The organism is Nonomuraea sp. SBT364 (genome assembly GCF_001083785.1).
Classification (GTDB): domain Bacteria; phylum Actinomycetota; class Actinomycetes; order Streptosporangiales; family Streptosporangiaceae; genus Nonomuraea.
The window spans coordinates 16,908-38,244 of record NZ_LAVL01000077.1; the positions used below are offsets into that span (position 1 = coordinate 16,908).

The following is a 21,337-nucleotide window of genomic DNA, read 5'->3' on the forward strand; positions in this document are numbered from 1 at the left end:
ATGTGACTCCTACCTTGCCGGTTCCTCGCTCCAGTTCGGGCCAGCCAGCGAGCACGATTCGGTATCGATAACCCCAAGCGCCCCAAGCCACACACTCATCTGGGGAGACCCATGTCCCACGGGCAGCCCCGCCACGATCGGCACCCCGAGCGGGAGCAGCCGGTCGCGCAGCACCGGATAGGGGTCGCCGCAGTCGACCCAGGAGCCGAGCGCGACCCCCCGCACACCCTCGAACGCCCCCGAGGCCAGGAGCTGGGTGAGCATCCGGTCGATCCGGTACGGCTCCTCACCGATGTCCTCCAGCAGGACGATCCGGCCGGCGAACGACGGCCGGTGGCGGGTGCCGCACAAGGAAGCCAGCAGCGACAGGTTACCGCCGGTCAGCACGCCCTCGGCCCGCCCCGGCGCCAGCACCAGCTCCCCGCGCACCGCCGGCGCCGCGCCGGCCAGCGCCGCCCGCAGGTGCTCCCACGTGGCGGGCTCCGGCCCCTGCTCGCCGCCCATCAGCAGGCAGCCCGGCATCGGGCCGTGCAGCGTCGGCACCCCCAGCTCGACCGCGAACGACTGGTGCAGCGCCGTGATGTCGCTGGAGCCGACCAGCACCTTCGGCCCGGCGGCCCGCATGGCCTCCCAGTCGAGCAGGCCGAGCAGCCGGGCCGCGCCGTAACCACCCCTGGCGCAGAAGACCACCGAGACGGCCGGGTCGCACCAGGCGGCCTGCAGGTCGGCGGCGCGGTCGGCGTCGGTGCCGGCCAGGTAGGGCAGCTCCTGCCCGTCGAGCGCGTGGGCACCGAGGACCACCTTCAGGCCGAGCCTCTCCAGGCGCTCGATACCCCGCCGGAGCTGGACGGCGTCCGCCGGGCCGGACGGGGAGACGATCGCGACAGTGTCGCCTTGCTCGATCGCGACAGTGTCGCCTTGCTCGATCGCGACAGTGTCGCCTTGCTCGATCGCGACAGTGTCGCCTTGCTGCGGAGCTGGGAATGGCACGTTCACCCGGCAAACGGTGTCACACTTTGCCGTCCGCGTGCGACTCGCGCGGTCAGCTCCCCGACGAGGTGAACTGGGTGCGGTAGAGCTCGGCGTAGTGGCCGCCGCGCTCCAGCAGCTCCTCGTGGCGGCCGCGCTCGGCGATGCGGCCGTCGTGCACGACGAGGATCTCGTCGGCCTCCCGGATCGTCGACAGGCGGTGCGCGATCACCAGCGACGTGCGGCCCGCCAGCGCGGTCTTGAGCGCCTGCTGGACGGCCGCCTCCGACTCCGAGTCGAGGTGCGCGGTGGCCTCGTCGAGCACGACCACCCGCGGCGCCTTGAGCAGCAGCCTGGCCAGCGCGAGCCGCTGCTTCTCGCCGCCCGACAGCCGGTAGCCGCGATCGCCCACGACGGTGTCGAGCCCGTCGGGCAGCGACTCGATCAGGTCGCCGATCTGCGCGGCACGCAGCGCCGCCCACATCTCGGCCTCGTCCGCCTCGGGACGGGCGTAGCGCAGGTTGGCGCCGATCGTGTCGTGGAAGAGGTGCGGGTCCTGCATGACGACGCCGATGGTGTCGCGCAGCGAGGCGAACGTGGCCTCGCGCACGTCCAGGCCGTTGATCCGCACCGCGCCCTCGTCGACGTCGTAGAGCCGCGACACCAGCGAGGTGATCGTGGTCTTGCCTGCGCCCGAGTGGCCGACCAGCGCGACCAGCCGGCCCGGCCGGGCGGTGAACGACACTCCGCCGAGCACCGGCTGGGAGGGGCCGGTGTCCTGCCGGGCGACCGACTCCAGCGAGGCCAGCGACACCTCGGCGGCGCCCGGGTAGCGGAAGCGCACGTCGTCGAACTCGATGGTGACCGGCCCCTCCGGCACCGCGCGGGCGTCGGGCCGTTCGGCCACCATCGGCTTCAGGTCGAGGATCTCGAAGACCCGGTCGAAGCTGACCAGCGCCGTCATCACGTCCACGTGCACGTTCGACAGCGAGGTCAGCGGCCCGTACAGGCGCATCAGGAGGGCGGCCAGCGCCACCAGCGTGCCCAGCTCGAACACGCCGCGCACGGCCAGCACGCCGCCGATGCCGTAGACCAGCGCCGTCGCCAGCGCAGCCACCAGGCCGAGCGCGACCCGGAACACCGTGCCGTACATGCCGACCGTCACGCCGACGTCGCGCACCCGGGCGGCCCGGCCGCCGAAGGTCCGCGCGTCGTCCTCGGGCCGGCCGTAGAGCTTGGCCACCATCGCGCCGGCCACGTTGAAGCGCTCGGTCGTGACCGAGCTCATCTCGGCGTCGAGCTGCATCTGCTCGCGGGTCAGCGCCGACATGCGGCGGCCCACCCACTTGGCGGGCACGATGAAGATCGGCAGCAGCACCAGCGCGACCAGCGTCACCTGCCACGACAGCACCAGCATCGCGCCGAGCACCAGGACGAGGCTGACGACGTTGGACACCACCGACGACAGCGTGCTGGTCAGCGCCCGCTGGGCGCCGATCACGTCGGTGTTGAGCCGGGAGACCAGCGCGCCGGTCTGCGCGCGCATGAAGAAGGCCACCGGCATCCGCTGCACGTGGTCGAAGACCTCGGTGCGCAGGTCGTAGATCAGCCCTTCGCCGACGCGCGCCGAGAACCACCGCTGCACCAGCGTCAGCCCCGCGTCGACCAGCGCCAGCGCGGCGATCGCCACCGCCAGGCCGACCACCCCGCCGGGCTGCCCGGGCAGGATGCCGTCGTCGATGATCGCCTTCATCAGCAGCGGGTTGGCGATCACGATCACCGCGCCCGCCACGACGAGCAGCAGGAACGCGGTGATCTGTTTGGTGTAAGGCCTGGCGTAGCGCGCGATGCGCCGCACCGTGCCCGGCGCGAGCCGCTGCTTGGTCACGTCGCCGTCACGCCGCAGCGACGCCCACACCTGAGGCCCGAAGCCTCCGCCCATCATGGCCATCAGGCAGCCCTCCTCCCCCAGCAGAGCACCGGGGGGCGGCCCGCCGATTCCCGTATCCGCTGAACGCGAAACCGGCCGGCGCGGCCCGGGGCGCCGTCAGGCGGGCGTGCCACCCCCGAACAGCGCCCGCAGGCGCTCGGCCTGCTCGGCGCCCTCGGCGGCGGCCTGCTCCTCCAGGGTGCGCGAGCGCGCCCCCTGGAGGAGTCGCTTGGTCGCGACGGCCGCGTCACGGTTGGTCGACAGCAGCTGCGCGATCTTGACTTGCACGGCCCCGGCCAGGTCGCCCCCGGCGACCACCACCTCGGCCAGGCCGATGCGCGAGGCCTCCTCGGCCTCCACGATCCTGGCCGTCAGGCAGATGTCGATCGCCTTGGCCAGGCCTACCAGCTCGACCAGCGGCTTGGTGCCGGTCAGATCGGGCACCAGCCCCAGTGCGGGCTCTTTCATGCAGAACTTGACGTCGTCGGCCACGATCCGCAGGTCACAGGCGAGCGCGAGCTGGAATCCCGCGCCGATCGCGTGTCCCTGCACGGCCGCGATGGAGACGATCTCGGGTCGGCGTAGCCACAGGAACCCCTGCTGGGCCTCCTTCAGCCGCTGCTCGAACGAGGTGCTGTCGAGTCGCGCCGCCGAACTGAACGAGCCCTGTCCGGGCACCCCCTCAGGTGTGAACATGCGCAGGTCGATCCCTGCCGAGAAGGACGGTCCCTCACCTTTCACCACGACCACGCGCACCTGCTCCGGCAGGCTGTCGCCGATGCGAGCCAGACCCGACCACATCGCGGACGTCTGGGCGTTCCGCTTGTCCGGCCGGTCCAGCGTGATCGTCGCTATCTCACCGTCCACCTCGAAGCGCAGGCCGGCCTCCGCCAGTGTTGCGGCAGAGACGTCCTCCGCATTCCCCCCGCGCTGTCGTTGCGCCTTCGCTTCCGCCATCGCCTGCTCCCTCGTCCGCCTGACCGTCGCGCCCGAGCTTACAGAACATGGTTCTGGCTCGGGCGCGACGGCGGCTGACTAGGAACGGGCGGCTGCGGTCGCACGTTCCGAGGCGGCCGTCAGCGCTTGGACTTGCCTCGGGTCGCCCCGCCGCGCCCGCGCAGAGTCACGCCGGACTCGCTCAGGATGCGGTGGATGAACCCGTAGGACCGGCCGGTCGAAGCGGCCAGGGCGCGGATGCTCTCGCCCGCGGCATAGCGCTTCTTGAGATCACCGGCCAGTTTTTCACGATCGGCCCCGGTGACCCGGGTGCCCTTCTTCAGTGTCTCGGCCACGAGTACCTCCTGTAGTGCCGGACTTCCGCAGCGTTACTCCGCCATGATCAGTCATTTCAGCGGGATCGGCTACCTACTCCACGGGAAAAGATCCGTACCCACCCAAATTAAGATCAGGCAAGTGCCACAAGATCGGAAAATTCCTCGCTCCACGCGTCTTCAGTTCCGTCTGGCAGCAAGATCACCCTATCCGGTGAAAGGGCGTCAACGGCACCCTCGTCATGGGTAACCAGCACGATCGCTCCTGAATACGATCTCAGAGCATCCAGAACCTGCTCTCGACTGACCGGGTCGAGGTTGTTGGTGGGCTCGTCGAGCAGGAGCACATTGGCGCTCGAGAGCACCAGGATGGCCAGTGCCAGACGGGTCTTCTCGCCTCCGGAGAGCACCGAGGCCGGCTTGTCGACGTCGTCGCCGGTGAACAGGAACGAGCCGAGAACCTTGCGCAACTCGGTGTCGGTGAACGTGCCGCCCGCCGAGCGCATGTTCTCCAGGAGCGTGCGGGAGCCGTCGAGCGTCTCGTGTTCCTGGGCGTAGTAGCCGACCTTGAGGCCGTGGCCGGGCTTGATCGCACCGGTGTCGGGCTGCTCGATCCCGCCCAGCAGCCGCAGCAGCGTGGTCTTGCCCGCGCCGTTGAGGCCGAGGATGACGACCCGGTGACCTCGGTCGATGGCCACGTCGACGTCCGTGAAGACCTCCAGGGAGCCGTAGGACTTCGACAGGCCCTCGGCCATGAGCGGCGTGCGCCCGCACGGCTGCGGCTCGGGGAAGCGGAGCCTGGCGACCTTGTCGCCCTTGCGCTCCTCCTCGGTGCCGGACAGCAGGCGGTGGGCGCGGCGCATCATGTCCTGGGCGGCCTTGGCCTTGGTCGCCTTGGCGCGCATCTTGTCAGCCTGCGCGAGCAGCGCGCCGGCCTGCTTCTCGGCGTTGGCCCGCTCGCGCTTGCGGCGCTTCTCGTCGGTCTCGCGCTGCGCCAGATAGGCTTTCCAGCCGACGTTGTAGTGGTCGACGACGCACCGGTTGGCGTCCAGGTGCAGGACCTTGTTGACCGTCGCTTCAAGAAGCTGGACGTCGTGGCTGATGATCACCAAGCCGCCCTGATGGGATCGCAAAAAATCACGAAGCCACCCGATTGAGTCCGCATCTAGGTGGTTTGTCGGCTCATCGAGTAGGAGAGTTTCCGCTCCGCTGAAAAGAATTCGTGCCAATTCCACACGCCTGCGCTGGCCGCCGGAAAGCGTTTCCAGCGGCTGCCCGAGGACGCGGTCGGGCAGGCCGAGGCTGGAGGCGATGGAGGCGGCCTCCGACTCGGCCGCGTAGCCGCCCAGCACGTGCATCTGGTCCTCCAGGCGCCCGTACTGCCGCACCGCCTTCTCCCGGGTGCGGTCGTCGGCGGAGGACATGCCGAGCTCGGCCTGGCGCAGCTTGCGCAGCACCTCGTCCAGCCCGCGGGCGGACAGGATGCGGTCGCGGGCGAGCACCTGCAGGTCGCCGGTGCGCGGGTCCTGCGGCAGATAGCCGATGTTGCCGCTGGTGGTGACGCCGCCTGCGGCGGGCAGCGCCTCTCCGGCCAGGACCTTGGTGAGCGTGGTCTTGCCGGCGCCGTTGCGGCCGACCAGGCCGATCTTGTCGCCGGGGTTGACCCGGAAGGAGGCGTTCTCGATGAGCAGCCGCGAGCCGGCGCGCAGTTCGATATCACTAGCAATGATCATGGTTGGCTCAGCACTCCCGAGCTAGGGAAACGAGGGATTCAGAGGCGTGCGACGCCGGTCAATCGGGAGTGTGCATACAGATCAGTGTAGGGCCCTGACTCGGCGTTATGGCTGGGCCAGCCGCTCGCCGATCAGGGCCAGGTTCTGGATCGCGGCCAGGGCGTACTGCGAGGCGTCGTTGGTGCTCACGTACGGAGCCTCCAGGACGGCCGACAGGACGGCGGGGCCGCCGGCGACGGTGAGCCGCCAGTCCGGCTCGCGCTGCAACGGGTTGCGGTTGAGCTGGTCACCCTCGTCGACGAAGAACGCGCGCCAGGCCAGCGCGGCCAGTCCGGGGTCGCCGAGGCGGGCGGCGGCGACGGCGGCCAGCCGGCTGTGCGCCTGCACCAGCGAGATGCCGGTCAGCGGCGCGCCCAGCTCGGCGGCCTGCGCGGCGGGCGGGGCCAGGTAGAGGCGGCAGTAGTCGAGCCAGGCCCGCTCGAACCCGGGCACGCCGAGATCCAGGGCGAGCAGCTCGGCGCAGATCTCGGGCAGCCCGAAGACCGCCGACAGGTGGGAGACCTCGACCGTGTCGCGGGTGACGTCGAAGCGCCCGGTGGCCAGGTCGAACCGGGCCTCGCCGGTCAGGAACCCGCGCGGCAGCGCGCCGATGCCCGCCATCGTGCCGAGCAGCCGGTCGCGGGCCCGCTCGTCGCCGTGCCGCTCCCAGCGGGTGAGCCAGGCGGCGGCGAGCGCGCCCCAGTCGGCGCCGAGCCCGACCGAGAGGGCGGCCGGGTCGGGCGTGTAGACGTCGCGGCGCACCTTGCGCAGCGGGTCGACGGCCAGGAACGTCTCCTCGGGCGCGGCCAGCTCGTCGAGCAGGTCGCCGGTGCGCTCGTCGGCGGTCAGGTAGTAGAAGAAGCGCCGGTAGGCGGCGTTGGAGACGCGCAACTGCTTGCAGCTGCATCCCCAGTGCTGCACGTTGTGCCGGCTGCCGAGCCCCTTCCAGCGGCCCAGGTGGTAGACGTCGACCTCGCCGGTGTGGCGGGTCATGGCCTCGGCGAAGCGGAACACGTCGGCGCGGCCGGTGCGCAGGAACTGGTACCACAGCCACAGGTCGGGCGACAGCTCGGAGTTGTCCCAGGCGTAGCCGCCCACGTCGTAGCGCCAGGTGTGGCGGTCGGCGTCGTAGGTGTGCATGACGTCGCCGTAGTCCCAGAACCCGTACCACCGTCGCTGCTCGCGCTCGCGCGCGTAGAAGTCGAACAGGAAGTCCAGCCGGTCCTCGATCGCGGCGTGCGCCGGGGTGGGGCGGCCGGGCGGCGCCCAGTCGCCGAACACGCCCGCCTCGCGCAGCCGCGCCGGCTCGGCGACCAGCAGCGGGGGCTCGTTCATCGTGGCGGCGTGCGCCACCAGCTCCCGCCCGGAGGGGGTGGCCGCGTGCGCGCGCAGCGTGAGCTCGTGGGTGCGGGCGATGCCGTACGGGTCGCCGAAGCCGGGTTCGTGGTCCTCGTAGGTGATCTCCAGTCCTTCGAGCTGCTCGGCGAAGGTGTCCTGGCCCAGGCCGTCGTGGTAGAAGCGCAGGTCCATGGCGGGGGCGGACGGGGACCACAGCCAGACGGTGGCGGTGGCCAGCGGCGTGGCGGCGTTCCTGACGTCGAGGCGGGGGGGGTGCAGCCGCCAGAAGTCGCGCAGCCCGACCCCGGCCCCGCCGCTGACGCCGCCGACGTAGCCGTAACCGGCCGACCGGGTGCCCGACGGGATCGTCACCCATGCGTGGCCCTCCGCGGTGCGTTTGCGCAGCGTGAAGCCGTCGGCCGAGCTCTGGTCGAGGGTGTAGTCGTTCCAGGCGGGGATGAGGTGCAACCGGCTCGCGACATCGGGGGCGATCTCCCCCGCGGGCCGGCCCTCGACCTGCGCCCGCCGTACCGGCTCGCCGGGGTCGCCGGCGAGGCCGGTCAGGCCGCGCACGGCCTCGGTGAGGAAGCCTCCGGCCCCGGCCAGCCGCACGTGCCTGTCGTGGAGCTCGTCGCGCATGACCACGTCGGCGCGCAGCCCGAGCCCGGCCAGGAAGTCCCGGCCGGGGTCGCCGTCCCAGACGAACGTGTGCAGGATCCGCACCTGCTCGGCGCCGGCGTAGAAGTACAGGCGCACGGTGAACGGCAGCCAGTCGCCGTGCCTGCCCTCCAGGCGCACGACGGCGCGCACGGGGCCGTCCTGCTCGACGGTGACGCTCTCGACGACGCCCTCGGACTGCTCGCGGGCCACGGCGCCGCCCTCGTCGGGGGTGGGCCCGTCCTGCCGGAGGCTGACCAGGCGGACGTCCCTGGCGATCTCGCGGCTCCCGCGCGAGATCGACCGGGCGATGGTCCCCCCGCCGATCCTCCAGGTGACGACACCGGTGCTCACGACCAGCCCGCCGGGCTCGCCCGCGACGGTGACCACCGTCGCGGGGGCGGCGGGCGCGGCGGGTGGTCGGCCCGGCCGGAGCCGGTACGTCCGCGCGGGGCCGGGCCGGGCGCCGATGGCGTGGGCCGACCACTTGACCGAGCCGTCGGGCCAGGTGGCGCTCACCCAGCTCTGCACGGGCACCTCACGCCCGTCGTCGCCGGCGGTGGCGAAGGGCGCGTCCCGGCCGACCGCGCCGCGCGGCCAGCAGACCCCCCAGGTCGTCCCCTGTTCTCCCGGCCGGTCCAGCCAGCGGAGCGCGGTCGTGTGATCTTCCCCGGCCGCCCGCGTCATTCCTTGACCGACCCGATCAGCACACCCTTGACGAAGTGCTTCTGCAGGAACGGGTAGAACAGCAGGATCGGCAGCGTGGCGATGACCACGACGGCGAACTTCAGCCCCTGGGTCGGGAAGAACACCGTCTCCAGGGCCGAGAGCGCGTTCTGCGCGTCCGCGCCGGTGAGCTGGCGGACCAGCACCTGCAGCGTCCACTTGCTGGAGTCGTCGATGTAGAGCAGCGGCGACATGTAGTCGTTCCAGATGCCCACGGCGTAGAACAGCGAGAACGTCGCGATGATCGGCTTGGACAGCGGCAGCACGATCTTGAAGAAGACGCCCATCTCCGTGCAGCCGTCGATGCGCGCCGCTTCTTCCAGAGCCTCGGGCAGCTCCTGGAAGAAGCTCTTGACGATGATCAGGTAGAAGGGGTTGATCGCGAGCGGCAGGATCAGCGCCCAGTAACTGTTGAGCATCCCCAGGTCGCGGACGACGAGATAGGTGGGGATGATGCCGCCGCTGAACACCACCGTGAAGATCACCAGGTTGAGCATCAGGGCACGCCCGGGCAGGTACCGCTTGGCCAGCGGGTAGGCCATGGTGAGCGTGAGCGCGAGCTGGACGACCGTGCCGACCAGCGTCACCACGACGGTCGTGAGCAGCGCCCTGATGAACACGTCGGTGGCGAAGATGTACTCGTAGGTGCTGGTGACGAACTTCTCCGGCCACAGGAAGAACGTCCGCGAGGAGATCTCCGACTCGGAGGCGAACGATCCGGCGAGCACGTAGAGCAGCGGAACGAGCGTGATCAGGCCCAGCCCGGTGAGTACGGCGATGTTGACCGCGTCGAAGACGCGGCTGCCTGGGGACCTGTATTGGTTGACGGACATGGGCGCTCCTAGAACAGGCCTCGCTGGCCGAGGCGCTTGGCCAGCCAGTTGGAACCGAAGATCAGCAGAACTCCCGCCACGCCCTTGAACAGGCCGACGGCGGTCGCGTAGCTGTATGCGCCCTGGTTGATGCCGACGTAGTACGTGAAGGTGTCGAAGACGTCGGCGGTGCCGCGGTTGAGGTTGTTGGTCATGAGCCAGATCTGCTCGAAGCTCATGTCGAGCAGGTTGCCGGACATGAGGATGGCCATGACGACGATCGTCGGGCGGATCGCCGGGAGCGTGACGTGCCAGAGCTGCCGCCAGCGTCCCGCGCCGTCCATCCTGGCCGCCTCGTACTGCTCGTGGTTCACCCCGGCCAGCGCCGCCAGATAGATGATCGTGGTCCAGCCGGTGGTCTTCCAGAGCGTCTGCAGGATGATGATCGGCCTGAACCACTCCGGCTGCGCCACGTAGTCGATCTTCTGCCCGCCCAGGATCTCGTGGATCCAGCCCGCGAGCACGCCGTAGTCGACGGAGAACAGGATGTACGTCAGCGACGCGACGATCGTCCAGGACAGGAAGTGCGGGATGTAGATCAGCGACTGCACCGAGCGCTTGAGCACGTTGATCCGCAACTCGTTCAGCATCAGCGCCACGATGATCGGCGCCGGGAAGACGAAGACGATGTTCAGCAGCGCCAGGAACAGCGTGTTGTACATCAGGCGGCCGAAGTCGGGCCCGGTGAACAGGTCTTCGAAGTGCTTGAAGCCCACCCATTGGCTGCCGTTGTAGCCCAGGAACGGCACGAAGTCCTGGAAGGCGATCTGCAACCCGCGCATCGGCACGTACTTGAAGATCAGGAAGTACGCCAGCCCGGGAATGATCATCAGGTAAAGCCATCGGTAGCGCCACAGCGCCCGGGCCCTGCCGGGACGGTGTCCCGTTGCCTTGACCGCCTTGACCGGTGGCGTCGCCAGGTCGGTGGCCACTCGGCCTCCTTTCTAGGAGAGGGGCCCGGTCGCGGGCCCCTCCCGGTTCACATCACTGGCCGAGCTTGGACACCAGGTCGTTGATCTCCTGGGCGATCTGCGTGCCGCCACTGTCGTACCAGCGCTTGATCTCCGCCTTCAGCTGCTCCTCGGTGATCTGGCCGGCGAGGTACTTGATCCGCGCGTCGGTGACGATCGGGTTGAGCGTCGCGCCCTTGGCCACCACGGTCGGCGAGACCACCGGCAGGCTCGGGTCGAACACGGCCGTCTTCAGGTCCTCGGCCACCCGCTCCTTGCGCTCGGCCAGGTCCTTGCGGTACGGCTCCTCCGGGGGGACGCGCAGGTAGGCGATTCCGGTGGCGCCGGTGCTGGCCTGGGTGCCGAGCTGGATGAACGCCTTGTCGACGTCGTCCTGGAGCTGCTTGACCTTGGGGTCGTCCTGGTTGATCAGCACGGCCTCGTTGTTCTCGACCTTGAAGTTGCGGCCCTCGATGCCGTTGGCGAGCAGGATCTGCCCCTCCTTGCCGGCCAGCTTGTCGAGGGTCTTCAGCAGCTCGTCGAGCTGGGCCTCGGTCCGCACCCGCTGCTTGGAGACGGCCAGGATGTCGAGGTAGCCGCTGCCGGGGAAGGAGAACTTCTTGCCGTCGGGGCGGGCCAGGTTGCCGACCGTGAGGACCTTGTCCCCGTAGGTCTGCGGGTCCTGCTCCTTGAGCAGGTCCAGGAGCTGGGTGGTGCGCACGTCGACGTCGATGATGATGCCGCCCTTGTCCTGGACGAACGGGTCCATCCACTTGGCGGTGTCGAGCGTGTTCCAGTCGGGGTTGACCAGGCCTTCGTCGATCATCTTCTTCATGAAGCGGTTGGCCTCGAAGAACTCGGGCGTGTCGAACTCGGGCACCAGCTTGCCGTCGCGCTCGCCCCAGTTGTTCGGCGCCCCGAACCAGACGTCCATCGTGTTGAACGGGCTGGAGGCGGCGAAGCTGGTGCCGGGCCACTTGGGCAGGATGAGGCCGTAGGTGTCCTTCTTGCCGTCGCCGTCGGGGTCCTTCTCGGTGAAGGCCTTGGCGACCTCGTAGAGGTCGTCGGTGGTCTTGGGCGCCTCCAGGCCGACCTTCTTCAGCCAGTCCTTGCGGATCATGACCGCCGACCGGAGCAGCGGCCTGATCCGGTACGGGCCGTAGACCTTGCCGTTGACCGAGGAGTTGAGCAGGACCTTGGGGTCACCGACCAGGTTGGGATACTGCTTGATCTTCTCGGTGAGGTCCCAGAACGCCCCGGCCTCCGCGGCCTTGCCGAACGCGGGGGACTTGGGGTCGACGACCATCACGTCGGGGATGTTGCCGGAGGCCAGCGTGACGTTGGTCTTCTCCTGGTACTCCGCGTTCGGCACCCAGGTGACGCTGATCTTCTTGCCGAGGAACTTCTCGATCGCCTGGTGCAGCTCGCCCTGCGGGCTCGGCGCGGTGCCGAACAGCTTGGTCATGAAGGTGATCGTGTTGCCGTCGGCCTGGCTCGCCTCGCCGCCGCCGGTGCCTGAGCAGGCGGAGGCCAGCAGGGCGGTGGTTAGCGTTAACGCTCCAGCCAGAAGTCGACTACGGGATGCGCTCATAGGTTCCCTTTCGAATGCAGGCGCGCCTCGTTCTCCTGGAAGAAGCGCAGGCAGAGCCACGTGTTGATATGGATCCACGCGCCGATGCTGATGACCGGTGCGAGAACGGGCAGCGTCATGGTCACGTAGACGATCGCCCACAGCGCGAACAGCAACAGCACGGTGGAGGCCGGCCGGGTCAGCGCGAGAAGCGACGCCTTCGGGATGTAGCCCCGGATCGGCAGGTCGTAGTGCGCGTACAGCGGCCCCAGGAAGGTCCCCACGCCCGCCAGGACGAGGAGCGCCACGAAGGTCGCGAGCCGCCACACGCCCAGGTCCGGCCCGAGGGTGAGGAAGTAGAGATAGTTGCCGACCAGCACGACGGCGAGCACGGCCACCGGCAGGACCAGCAGCGAGCCCCGGGCGAACTCACGCCGGTAGGCGTCCCGGAATTCGGCCCAGGCCTGAATCGATTCACCCTGAGCATGCCGCCTGGCCAGCGCGTACGCGGCCAGGGTGGCGGGCCCGATCCCGAACACCACGCCGCCGGCGAGTGTGAACACGATCCAGAGCAGGTTCAGTTGTGCCATCCACACCACCTCTGAGCAGGCGGTGTAGATCCTGGTGGACAGGAAGGGAGTGCTCATCCGGCAACAATCTCGCGGCGTGCGCACAGACAGGGGGTGGGTATTGCACCGTGGTTCCTGCCCTGTTACACGGGGGTGAACGGCGGTTGGTTTCTGCGAAAGTAGTGTTGAATCGACTCAAAGTCAATGACGAGAAACCCGCAAATTCGCATACTCCCCGATCAGTGGGGCCATCTGCCTGAAACCGATCTTGCCGCCGGGCAGCACCGGCCCGTCGTCGTGCCACCAGAACGATGTCACGTCGTTGATCGAGAACGTGATCTCGCCGCCCGCCACGTCCAGGCGCACGGCGTACGGCCCGTCCGCGTCGAGCACGCCGGGCAGCGGGTCGGCGCCCTGCGCCACCAGGTGGAAGCCGTGGCTCTTGCGCAGGTTGCAGGTGTGCAGCGCCCGCTCGGCCGGCCACATGCGGCGGAAGTAGGAGACTTGGTAGGCGTCGATGTCGCCGTGGTGATACTGCTCGTACGGCCCGGTCCGCGCGGCCAGCGCCGGATCGAACAGGTCCTCGCCGCCCCGCCCCCGGGCGTGGAAGAACATGATGGCCAGCCCCGGCTCTCTGACCGGCCAGAAGTCCCACTCGATCCGCACGTCGGCCGGGAACTCCTCGGGGCACCACAGCACCAGGTTGGCCGCCTGCCCGTCGGCGGGCGGCCGTCGGCTCTCCAGCCGCATCCGGCCCAGCGGAAAGGAGAGCGCCCCCTCCCCCTCCATCCGGAACCCGGCCAGGTCCCCCGGGCCCGCGAGCGGGTTGCGGTAGATCTCGTCCACGGGCGCTCCTTCAGTTGTCGCGGCGCGACTCGCTCGACGCGCGGATCACCAGGTCGGGCTGGAAGATGACCTGCCGGTGCCGATGCCGCTCGGGCTCGGTGACCTCCTCCAGCAGCAGCTCGATCGCGGTGCGGCCGAGCAGCTCGCGCGGCTGGCGCACCGACGACAGGGGGACGGCCGCCGCGGCGGCGAACTCGATGTCGTCGTAGCCGACGATGGCCATGTCATCGGGCACGCGCAGCCCGCGCGCCGCCATGGCCTGCAGGAAGCCGATCGCCACCACGTCGTTGGCGCAGAAGGCGGCCGTGGGCCGTTCGCCCGGCGGCATCGCGGCCAGCCACTCGCCCGCGTGCCTGCCGGTGTCGAAGCTCAGCGTGGACATCGAGCATTCGACCAGCTCGACGCCGTCGCCGGCGGCCTCGACGGCGCTCATGACGCCCGCGTGGCGGTCGGCCACCTGTTTGATCGACGGCGGCCCGCCGATGAACGCGATGCGCCGGTGCCCGCGCTCGATCAGGTGCTCCCCGGCGATCCGGCCGCCGAGCCGGTCGTCGACCGCCACCGAGCACTGCGTGCCCGCGGCGGCGCTGTCGACCAGCACCACCGGCGTGCCCCGGGCGGCCAGCTCGGCCAGGCGCGGGCTGGCGGCGTCGACCGGGGTGATGAGGATGCCGAGCACGCGCTGCTGTTCGAGCTGGTCGAGGTGACGGCGCTCGCGGACGGGGTCGGCGGCGCTGTTGCAGAGCACGACCATGGTGTCGTGCTCGTCGGCCGGCCCCTCGGCGCCCTGCGCGACGTCGGCAAAGAACGGGTTGGACACGTCGAGCACGACCAGGCCGACCGTGCGGCTGCGGCCCACCCGCAGGTGGCGGGCCACCTCGTTGCGGACGAACCCCAGCTCGCGGATCGCCTTGAAGACCCGCTCACGCGTGGCGGGCGAGACGATCTCGGGCCTGTTGAGCACGTTGCTCACGGTGCCGACCGAGACCCGCGCCAGCTGCGCGACCTCCTTGATGCTCCTGGTCCCCATTGATCCTCACGAGGCCGTGCCGCTGTGAACGCGATACAGCATAGCGGCATTGAAGATTTTTTTGAATCGTCTCAAACGGGCGTTCCGGCCTTCATGCCGTCGAGCATCAGCTCCAGGAACCTCACCGGCCGGGCCGCCACGTGCGCGGGCAGCGCCTCCGGATGGCAGGCGAACAGGTTGAGCGCGGCCACCACGTCGTCGGTGCCGACATCGGCGCGCATCAGGCCGCCGGCCTGCGCCCGGCGCACCAGCGCGCCGAGCCGCTCCAGCCAGCGGCCCCGGGCGCGGACGAACGCGGCCCGGTCCTCATAAGTCTCCTCCGGCAGTTCGGCCAGCGCCGCGGCGAGCGCGCCGCGGCCGGGGTCGCCGGCCCACAGGGCGAACGCGCGCAGGCCCTGCCAGGCGTCGGGCGCCTCGGCGGCGGCCCGGTCGAGCGCCTCGGCCAGCGATTCGACGTAGTGCTCGGCCACTGCGGCGACGAGCGCGCCGCGATCGGGGAAGCGGCGGTAGAGGGTACCGACGCCGACCCCCGCGCGGCGGGCGATCAGCTCCATCGGGGCGCTTACGCCGCGCTCGGCCATGACGGAGGCCGCCGCCTCGACGATCTTGGCCAGGTTGCGCCTGGCGTCCGCACGCACGACGCACAGCGTACCGGCCCTCAAGTGGACGACGCCATTCCGGTTACTGTACGGTCCAACCGGAATCCCATCGTCCACTTAGGAGTGTGTCATGATCGTGGTCACCGGGGCGACCGGCTCCATCGGCAGGACGCTCACCGGGCTGCTGCCCCGCGAGGAGGTCGTGGCGGTCGTCCGCCGCCCGGCCGGGCTCGGCCGGGCGGAGGCCGTGGCCGACTTCGAGCGCCCCGAGACCATCGGCCGTCTCCTGTCGCCGGGCGACCGGCTGTTCCTCAACAGCTCACTCTGGCCCGGCGTCGCCGACGCCCAGCGAGCCGTCATCGACCTGGCCGCGGCGGCTCGTACGGGACCGCCCGGGTCAACTACATCGACACCCGGGACGTCGCCGGGGTGGCGGCCGCGCTGCTGACCGGCCCGGTGCGGCCCGGCGCGATCCATACGCTGACCGGGCCGCGGTCGTACACGCACGAGGAGATCGCCGCCGCGATCAGCGCCGCCGGGCGGCCGGTCGCCTACGTGGACCTGCCCGTCCCCGAGATGACGGCCCGCCTGGCGGCGCAGGGCATGCCCGAGGTCGCCGCGCACGCCCTGGCCGTCATGATGCGGGACATGGGGAGCACCGACTGGTGGTCGCTCACCACGGCGGTCCACGACCTCACCGGCCGCCCGCCCCGCACCCTCGCCGCCTTCGTCGCCGAGCACGCGACGGCCTTCGGCGCCTGAGCCGCCCCCGAAGACAGTTGACGCGCGCCCGTACAGGCAGCGATCAGGACGGGTCGGTGATCAGGACGCGGACCGCGCGGAACTGGGCCGGGGTGTCGCGCAGGACGGCCAGCCGGGGATCGGGCACGTCGAGGAACGGCCCGGACTCCAGCGCCAGCACCGGCGCCAGCCTGCGGTCGGCGCGCAGCGCGTCCACCGCCTTGCGGTCACCGCCGAGCACCACCGCGTCGAGCTCGGCCAGGTGCGGCGTCAGCACCCGCAGCGCCGTCTCGGCCGCCGCCTCGAACGCCTTGCCCGCCTGGTTGTCCCTGCGCCTGGCGAAACGCTGCTGCGACCAGCCGCCCGCCGCCGTACGGCCCTGGACCAGCCGCGAGCCGACCTTGGAGCCGACCAGCTCCGTCCCGTGGAACACACCCGCCGCGTAACCGCCGAGCCGCACCAGCACCACGCCCACCCGCCGGGCCGCCCGCGCGTGCTCGGCGGGCCGGGTGACGTGCGGCGGGCCCGGCCGCATCGGCGGGAAGGGCACGTGCAGCTCGGCCACCGCGCCGTCGGCCGCCGTCAGCCGGACCACCCGCTCGTCGCCGGTCGCCTCGAAGGGCCCGTGCCGCCCGGCGAACCCGTCGATCCACGGATGCACCCGCTCCGGCGGCACGCTCACCCACCGCCCGCCGCCCTTCGCCGGCCGCGCCTTCACGCGGGGACGCCTCGGCCCGGGGCGCCCCCGGACGTCAGGCCCGCCGGCACGTCGCGCGGATGTCCGGTTGTCACACGGCCAGCGTAGACCCCGGCCGCATTCCCCTTCGGGCGGGTGTGAAATATCGCAAGAAATGTCGGTGAACTTCGCCGCTCCGCCCTTTCGCGCGGCCTCCGCCGACACCATCATCTCAACGTGTCCTCCCTGCTCACCGGCCCTGTCGTGGACCTCGACACCGGGTCGGTCATCGCCTACCCCGCACTCCTGGACGCCTCGGGCCGGCTGCGGGCGGCGCCACTGCCGATCGTGCTGGAGCTGCCCATGCGCGTGCTGCTGTCGGGCGCCGGGGCGCTCGTGCCGCTCCACGAGGCGCTGCGCCGTGCCGGGCGGCATCCGCGCGAGGCCATCCTGCTGCTGTCCGGCCCCTGCTCGGCGGGCGACCGGCCGGTGCTGAAGGTGGCGCTGGACGGGCTGCGCAACCTCGGCTACCTCCTCGGCTTCGGCGGCGCCGGGGCGGAGAGCGTACCCCTGGACGTGATCGCCGACGCCGCGCCGTACCTGGTGGCGATGGCCCCCGACGTGATCGCGCGGGCGCCGCGCGATCACCGGGCGGCGGCGGTCGCGCGGGGGCTGGTGGCGCTGGCGCGCGGCGTCGGCGCGCACGTGCTGGCGCCCGGTGTGGAGGAGCCCGCGCAACTGGAGGCGGCGCGCGGGTGGGGGGTGCGGCTGGCGCACGGGCCGCTGCTCGCGCCCGGCCCGGACGGCCGGGTTCGGGTGCCGCTGCCGCCCGCCGACGACTCCCCCGAGGCGGTCCGGCTGGGGCCGCGCGTGCAGGAGCTGCTGCTGCCCGCGGTGACGCTGCCGGTGGCGGCGAACGCGGAGGACGCGGTGGCGGCGTTCGGGCACGAGCCGACGATCACCAGCGTGATCCTGGTGGACGAGTACCAGCGGCCCAAGGGCAGCCTGGACCGCAGCCGGTTCCTGCTGTCGATCGCCTCCCGCTACGGGCACGCGCTGCACGGCTCGAAGCCGGCGCAGCGGCTGGCCGACCCGCCGCGCACGGTGCCGAAGACGACCCCGGCGGTGGCGGCCATGCAGGCGGCGGGCCGCGACGCCCTGCGCGTCTACGACGACCTGGTGGTGACCGACGAGCTGAGCCGCTGCCTGGGCATCGTGCGCGTGTCGGACCTGATCCGCGAGGTGGCGGCGATGCGCGGGTAACGACTCGGTCCCGGCCCTGGGCAGCGCCCCGGGCGCGGGATAGGAAGAGGGCGTGACTCCTCGGCTGAACAGACGGGCCCTGCTCGGCGCGGGAATGCTGGCGGGCGTGGCCGCCTGCACGTCCTCCCCTGCGGCTCCGGCTCCCACCAAGGCGGCCACCGCGGCGTCGCCCGCGTCCTTCGACCCGCAGGACTGGGCGTCGGTGCGCGCCCAGTTCGCGCTCGACCCGGCGTACGCGCAGTTCGCGGCGTTCATCCTGGCGCCCGCTCCGGCCCTGGTCCGCGAGGCCGTCCGGAAGCACCGCGACGGCCTGGACGCCGATCCGCACTACCTGCCGGACGGCGGCGACCCCGACGAGGCCGTCCGCGCCGCGGCCGCCCGCCACCTCGGCGCCGAGCCGTCCGCCGTCGCGCTGACCGACAGCACCACGATGGGCCTCGGCCTGCTCTACTCGGGCCTGCGGCTGCGGCCCGGCCAGGACGTGCTCACCACCGAGCACGACTTCCTGGCCACCCACGAGGGCCTGCGCCTGCTGGCCGCGCGCACGGGGGCGAAGGTGCGCAGGGTCAGGCTGTACGACGACCCGGCGCGGGCGTCGGCCGACCGGATCGTGACCGCGATCAAGGAGGGCCTCGGCGACCGCACCCGGGTCGTCGCGGTGACCTGGGTGCATTCGAGCACCGGCGTCCGCCTGCCCGTCCGGGAGATCGCCGGCATGCTCGCCGACGTCAACAAGTCGCGCGACGAGCGGGACCGGGCGCTGCTGTGCGTCGACGGGGTGCACGGTTTCGGCGCGATGGCCGACGACGTCACCGCCCTGGGCTGCGACTTCCTGGTCAGCGGCACGCACAAGTGGCTGTTCGGCCCGCGCGGCACCGGCATCGTGTGGGGCAACGCCTGGGACGCCCTCGACCCGGTCATCCCGGCCTTCAGCGAGGAGTCGTTCGAGGCCTGGCGGACCGGCCGGCCGCCGGAGCGGACCACCGCCCGGCTGGCGACGCCGGGCGGCTACAAGGCGTTCGAGCACCGGTGGGCGATGCCGGCGGCGTTCGCCTTCCAGGAGGTCATCGGCCCGGACCGCATCCAGCGGCGCACCCAGGAGCTGGCCACCCGGCTCAAGGCGGGCCTGGGCGACCTGCCGAACGTCACCCTCGTCACCCCTGACGACCCGGCCCTCTCCGCCGGCCTGGTGTGCGTCTCCGTCGACGGCACGGACCCCGGCCGGGCGATGCAGCACCTGCGCACCGAGATGATCAGCACCAGCCTCACCCCGTACGACCCGCCGCTGCTGCGCTTCGGCACCAGCATCGTCACCACCCCCGAACAGGTCGACCAGGCGGTCGCGGCCATGCGGAAGCTCGCCTAGAGCCGACCCCGGCGTCCATGCCGGAACGCCAGTCGCGGAGTGGTCACCGGCTGGTCACAGGCGGCAGGCGTAGATGTCGGTGACCAGGATGGCCCGCGCGCCGATGTCCCACAGCTGGTCCATGACGTGCTGGTGCCCCCTGCGCCGGACCATGGCGCGGACGGCCACCCAGCCCTCGCGGTGCAGCGGCGAGACCGTCGGCCCCTCCATGCCGGGGGTGAGCGCGATGGCCTCCTCGATCCGCTCGGCGCGGATGTCGTAGTCCATCATCACGAAGTCGCGGGCGTGCACGACGCCCTGCAGCCTGCGCACGAGCTGCTCGACGCCGTTGGTCATCGAGGCGGAGTGCTGCCTGATGAGCACCGCCTCCGACTTCATGATCGGCTCGCCGAACACCTCCAGGCCGACGTTGCGCAGCGTCGTGCCGGTCTCCACCACGTCGGCCACCGCGTCGGCGACGCCGAGCCTGATCGCGGTCTCGACCGCGCCGTCGAGCTTGATGACGCGCGCGTCGACGCCCTGGTCGGACAGGTATTTCTCCAGCAGGCCCGCGTAGGCGGTGGCCACCCGCAGGCCCTGCAGGTCCTTGACGGACGTCATCGTGCCGGCCCGGGTGGCCAGCCGGAAGGTGGAGGCGCCGAAGCCGAGCGGCATGACCTCCGCGACCGCCGCGCCGGAGTCGACGAGCATGTCGCGGCCGGTGATGCCGGCGTCGAGCGTGCCCTCCCCGACGTAGACGGCGATGTCGCGCGGGCGCAGGAAGAACAGCTCGCAGCCGCTCTCCTCGTCGACGACGACGAGCTCCTTGCTGTCTCTGCGGGACCGGTAGCCGGCCTCCTTGAGCATGATCTGGGCGGCCTCACTGAGAGTGCCCTTGTTCGGTACGGCCAGGCGAAGCATGTCTGTTTCCTCGGTGTCCAGGGTCGATACGGAAGACCGGAGGCGGGCGCGGGGGCGCCCTAGAGATGCTTGTAGACCTGGTCCAGGCCGATCCCCTTGGCGATCATGAGCACCTGGACGTGGTAGAGGAGCTGGGAGATCTCCTCGGCGGTCCGGTCGTCCGACTCGTGCTCGGCCGCCATCCAGCTCTCGGCGGCCTCCTCGACGACCTTCTTGCCGATGGCATGGACGCCGGCGTCGATGGCCGCCACGGTGCCCGAGCCCGCGGGCCGGGTCCGGGCCTTCTCGGACAGCTCGGCGAACAGCTCTTCGAAGGTCTTCATGGTCTCTCTCGTCGATCGGCTGACGTGCGATACCAGCCTAGTCGCCGCGCGGCCCCGCTTCGTGCCGCGTCCGGCAGGCGAGACGCCGCGAGTCGCGGTGGCTAAAGCGAATCAAAAGCGCCGGTGGATAGCCTCCGCCGCGTGTCGAGCATTGATCAGCAGCTGCTCGAAGGGCGCTATCGCCTGCTCACACCGATCGGAAGCGGCGGCATGGGCACGGTCTGGCACGCGCGCGACGAGAGGCTGGACCGCGACGTGGCGGTCAAGGAGATCCGGCTGCCCCCCGAACTGGGCGAGGCGGAGCGCGCCGAGCTGTGCGCGCGGACCGTCCGGGAGGCGCAGGCCGCCGGCCGGCTGCGGCACCCCGCGATCGTCACCGTGCACGACGTGGTCACCAGCGGCGGTCATCCCTGGATCGTCATGCGCCTGCTGCGCGGCAGGCCGCTCGACCGCGTGGGGCCGCTCGACCCGCCCCGGGCGGCGCGCCTCGGGCTGGCGGTGCTGGACGCCCTGACCCTCGCGCACGCCGCCGGCATCCTGCACCGCGACATCAAGCCGGCCAACGTCTTCGTGTCCGACGACGGCTCGCCGGTGCTGACCGACTTCGGCATCGCCACCGTCGAGGGCCAGGCGACGCTCACGCAGTCGGGCATGCTGCTGGGCTCGCCCGGCTACATCGCCCCCGAGCGGCTGCGCGGCGAGCGGCCTGGCCCGCAGTCGGACCTGTGGTCGCTGGCCGCGACCCTGTACGCGTCGCTGGAGGGCGAGCCCGCCCACCCGGGCGAGGACGGGATGGCGGTGCTGGCCAGGGTGCTCACCGAGGACCCGCGCCCGCCTCAGCGGTCGGGGCCGCTGCTGACGCGCATGCTGGCACGCGATCCGGCGGCCCGCCCGCCTTCGTCGGCCGTCCGCGACACCCTGGCGGCCGTCGCCGGCGGCGTCACACCGCCACCCCGGCCACCTCCACCC

Annotated in this window: 21 protein-coding genes; 5 read left to right on the forward strand and 16 right to left on the reverse strand. The window is 71.2% G+C overall.

The window, feature by feature from the left end:
* Nucleotides 1–9: 9 nt before the first annotated feature.
* The 13 genes from ADY59_RS28305 to ADY59_RS28365 all read right to left on the reverse strand — a co-directional run bounded on the left by ADY59_RS28305 (nt 10) and on the right by ADY59_RS28365 (nt 15,138).
* The gene (locus ADY59_RS28305) at nt 10–996 is read right to left on the reverse strand and encodes a S66 peptidase family protein (RefSeq protein ID WP_231618927.1); all 987 of its coding nucleotides are present in this window, start codon (nt 994–996) and stop codon (nt 10–12) included.
* A 46-nt stretch (nt 997–1,042) separates the two neighbouring features.
* The gene (locus tag ADY59_RS28310) at nt 1,043–2,920 is read right to left on the reverse strand and encodes an ABC transporter ATP-binding protein (RefSeq protein WP_049568006.1); all 1,878 of its coding nucleotides are present in this window, start codon (nt 2,918–2,920) and stop codon (nt 1,043–1,045) included.
* A 96-nt stretch (nt 2,921–3,016) separates the two neighbouring features.
* A complete protein-coding gene (locus ADY59_RS28315) occupies nt 3,017–3,856 on the reverse strand; it encodes an enoyl-CoA hydratase/isomerase family protein (protein ID WP_082310477.1) in 840 nt (279 codons plus the stop codon).
* Between the two features lie 119 nt (nt 3,857–3,975).
* Nucleotides 3,976–4,191, reverse strand: coding sequence for a helix-turn-helix domain-containing protein (locus ADY59_RS28320; RefSeq protein WP_020547488.1), 216 nt, complete (start codon nt 4,189–4,191; stop codon nt 3,976–3,978).
* Nucleotides 4,192–4,304: 113 nt separating this feature from the next.
* Nucleotides 4,305–5,903 (reverse strand): ABC-F family ATP-binding cassette domain-containing protein, encoded by a 1,599-nt coding sequence (locus tag ADY59_RS28325; protein ID WP_049568011.1) that lies wholly within the window; start codon nt 5,901–5,903, stop codon nt 4,305–4,307.
* Nucleotides 5,904–6,008: 105 nt separating this feature from the next.
* The gene (locus ADY59_RS28330) at nt 6,009–8,624 is read right to left on the reverse strand and encodes an exo-rhamnogalacturonan lyase family protein (protein WP_049568014.1); all 2,616 of its coding nucleotides are present in this window, start codon (nt 8,622–8,624) and stop codon (nt 6,009–6,011) included.
* Nucleotides 8,621–9,496: a carbohydrate ABC transporter permease gene (locus ADY59_RS28335; RefSeq protein WP_049568017.1), complete on the reverse strand. Its 876-nt coding sequence runs from the start codon at nt 9,494–9,496 to the stop codon at nt 8,621–8,623. Before ADY59_RS28335 ends, ADY59_RS28330 begins: the two co-directional genes overlap by 4 nt.
* Before the next feature lie 8 nt (nt 9,497–9,504).
* The gene (locus ADY59_RS28340; RefSeq protein ID WP_049568020.1) at nt 9,505–10,467 is read right to left on the reverse strand and encodes an ABC transporter permease; all 963 of its coding nucleotides are present in this window, start codon (nt 10,465–10,467) and stop codon (nt 9,505–9,507) included.
* A 52-nt stretch (nt 10,468–10,519) separates the two neighbouring features.
* The gene (locus ADY59_RS28345) at nt 10,520–11,950 is read right to left on the reverse strand and encodes an extracellular solute-binding protein (protein ID WP_197093902.1); all 1,431 of its coding nucleotides are present in this window, start codon (nt 11,948–11,950) and stop codon (nt 10,520–10,522) included.
* A 122-nt stretch (nt 11,951–12,072) separates the two neighbouring features.
* Nucleotides 12,073–12,702, reverse strand: coding sequence for a YesL family protein (locus tag ADY59_RS28350; RefSeq protein WP_049568027.1), 630 nt, complete (start codon nt 12,700–12,702; stop codon nt 12,073–12,075).
* 123 nt (nt 12,703–12,825) lie between these two features.
* Nucleotides 12,826–13,470: a DUF1961 family protein gene (locus tag ADY59_RS28355; RefSeq protein WP_049568030.1), complete on the reverse strand. Its 645-nt coding sequence runs from the start codon at nt 13,468–13,470 to the stop codon at nt 12,826–12,828.
* A 10-nt stretch (nt 13,471–13,480) separates the two neighbouring features.
* Nucleotides 13,481–14,500, reverse strand: a complete 1,020-nt coding sequence (locus ADY59_RS28360) for a LacI family DNA-binding transcriptional regulator (protein WP_156325788.1) — start codon at nt 14,498–14,500, stop codon at nt 13,481–13,483.
* A gap of 71 nt (nt 14,501–14,571) precedes the next feature.
* Nucleotides 14,572–15,138, reverse strand: a complete 567-nt coding sequence (locus ADY59_RS28365) for a TetR/AcrR family transcriptional regulator (RefSeq protein WP_049568033.1) — start codon at nt 15,136–15,138, stop codon at nt 14,572–14,574.
* A gap of 91 nt (nt 15,139–15,229) precedes the next feature.
* On the opposite strand from ADY59_RS28365, the gene ADY59_RS52810 reads away from it, so the two are divergent.
* Both ADY59_RS52810 and ADY59_RS52815 read left to right on the forward strand, forming a co-directional pair.
* Nucleotides 15,230–15,547 (forward strand): hypothetical protein, encoded by a 318-nt coding sequence (locus tag ADY59_RS52810; protein WP_049568037.1) that lies wholly within the window; start codon nt 15,230–15,232, stop codon nt 15,545–15,547.
* The gene (locus ADY59_RS52815) at nt 15,529–15,861 is read left to right on the forward strand and encodes a hypothetical protein (RefSeq protein ID WP_049568041.1); all 333 of its coding nucleotides are present in this window, start codon (nt 15,529–15,531) and stop codon (nt 15,859–15,861) included. Before ADY59_RS52810 ends, ADY59_RS52815 begins: the two co-directional genes overlap by 19 nt.
* Before the next feature lie 43 nt (nt 15,862–15,904).
* Here the strand turns inward: ADY59_RS52815 and ADY59_RS28380 are convergent, their stop codons facing one another.
* Nucleotides 15,905–16,558 carry an acVLRF1 family peptidyl-tRNA hydrolase gene (locus tag ADY59_RS28380; RefSeq protein ID WP_049568045.1) on the reverse strand — a complete coding sequence of 218 codons (654 nt, stop codon included), beginning with the start codon at nt 16,556–16,558 and terminating at the stop codon, nt 15,905–15,907.
* A 195-nt stretch (nt 16,559–16,753) separates the two neighbouring features.
* Between ADY59_RS28380 and ADY59_RS28385 the strand changes: the two genes are divergently transcribed.
* Both ADY59_RS28385 and ADY59_RS28390 read left to right on the forward strand, forming a co-directional pair.
* Nucleotides 16,754–17,779, forward strand: coding sequence for an EAL domain-containing protein (locus ADY59_RS28385; protein ID WP_049568048.1), 1,026 nt, complete (start codon nt 16,754–16,756; stop codon nt 17,777–17,779).
* Nucleotides 17,780–17,831: 52 nt separating this feature from the next.
* On the forward strand, nt 17,832–19,145 hold the full coding sequence (locus ADY59_RS28390) for an aminotransferase class V-fold PLP-dependent enzyme (RefSeq protein ID WP_197093903.1): 1,314 nt from the start codon (nt 17,832–17,834) through the stop codon (nt 19,143–19,145).
* Between the two features lie 54 nt (nt 19,146–19,199).
* On the opposite strand, the gene hisG is transcribed toward ADY59_RS28390, so the two are convergent.
* Together hisG and ADY59_RS28400 are read right to left on the reverse strand one after the other, a co-directional pair.
* Nucleotides 19,200–20,045 (reverse strand): ATP phosphoribosyltransferase, encoded by an 846-nt coding sequence (hisG, locus tag ADY59_RS28395; protein WP_049568054.1) that lies wholly within the window; start codon nt 20,043–20,045, stop codon nt 19,200–19,202.
* Between the two features lie 59 nt (nt 20,046–20,104).
* Nucleotides 20,105–20,368: a phosphoribosyl-ATP diphosphatase gene (locus ADY59_RS28400; RefSeq protein ID WP_049568055.1), complete on the reverse strand. Its 264-nt coding sequence runs from the start codon at nt 20,366–20,368 to the stop codon at nt 20,105–20,107.
* A gap of 141 nt (nt 20,369–20,509) precedes the next feature.
* Between ADY59_RS28400 and ADY59_RS28405 the strand changes: the two genes are divergently transcribed.
* Nucleotides 20,510–21,337: serine/threonine-protein kinase (locus ADY59_RS28405; protein WP_049568058.1), on the forward strand; the 828-nt coding region annotated here is incomplete at its 3' end.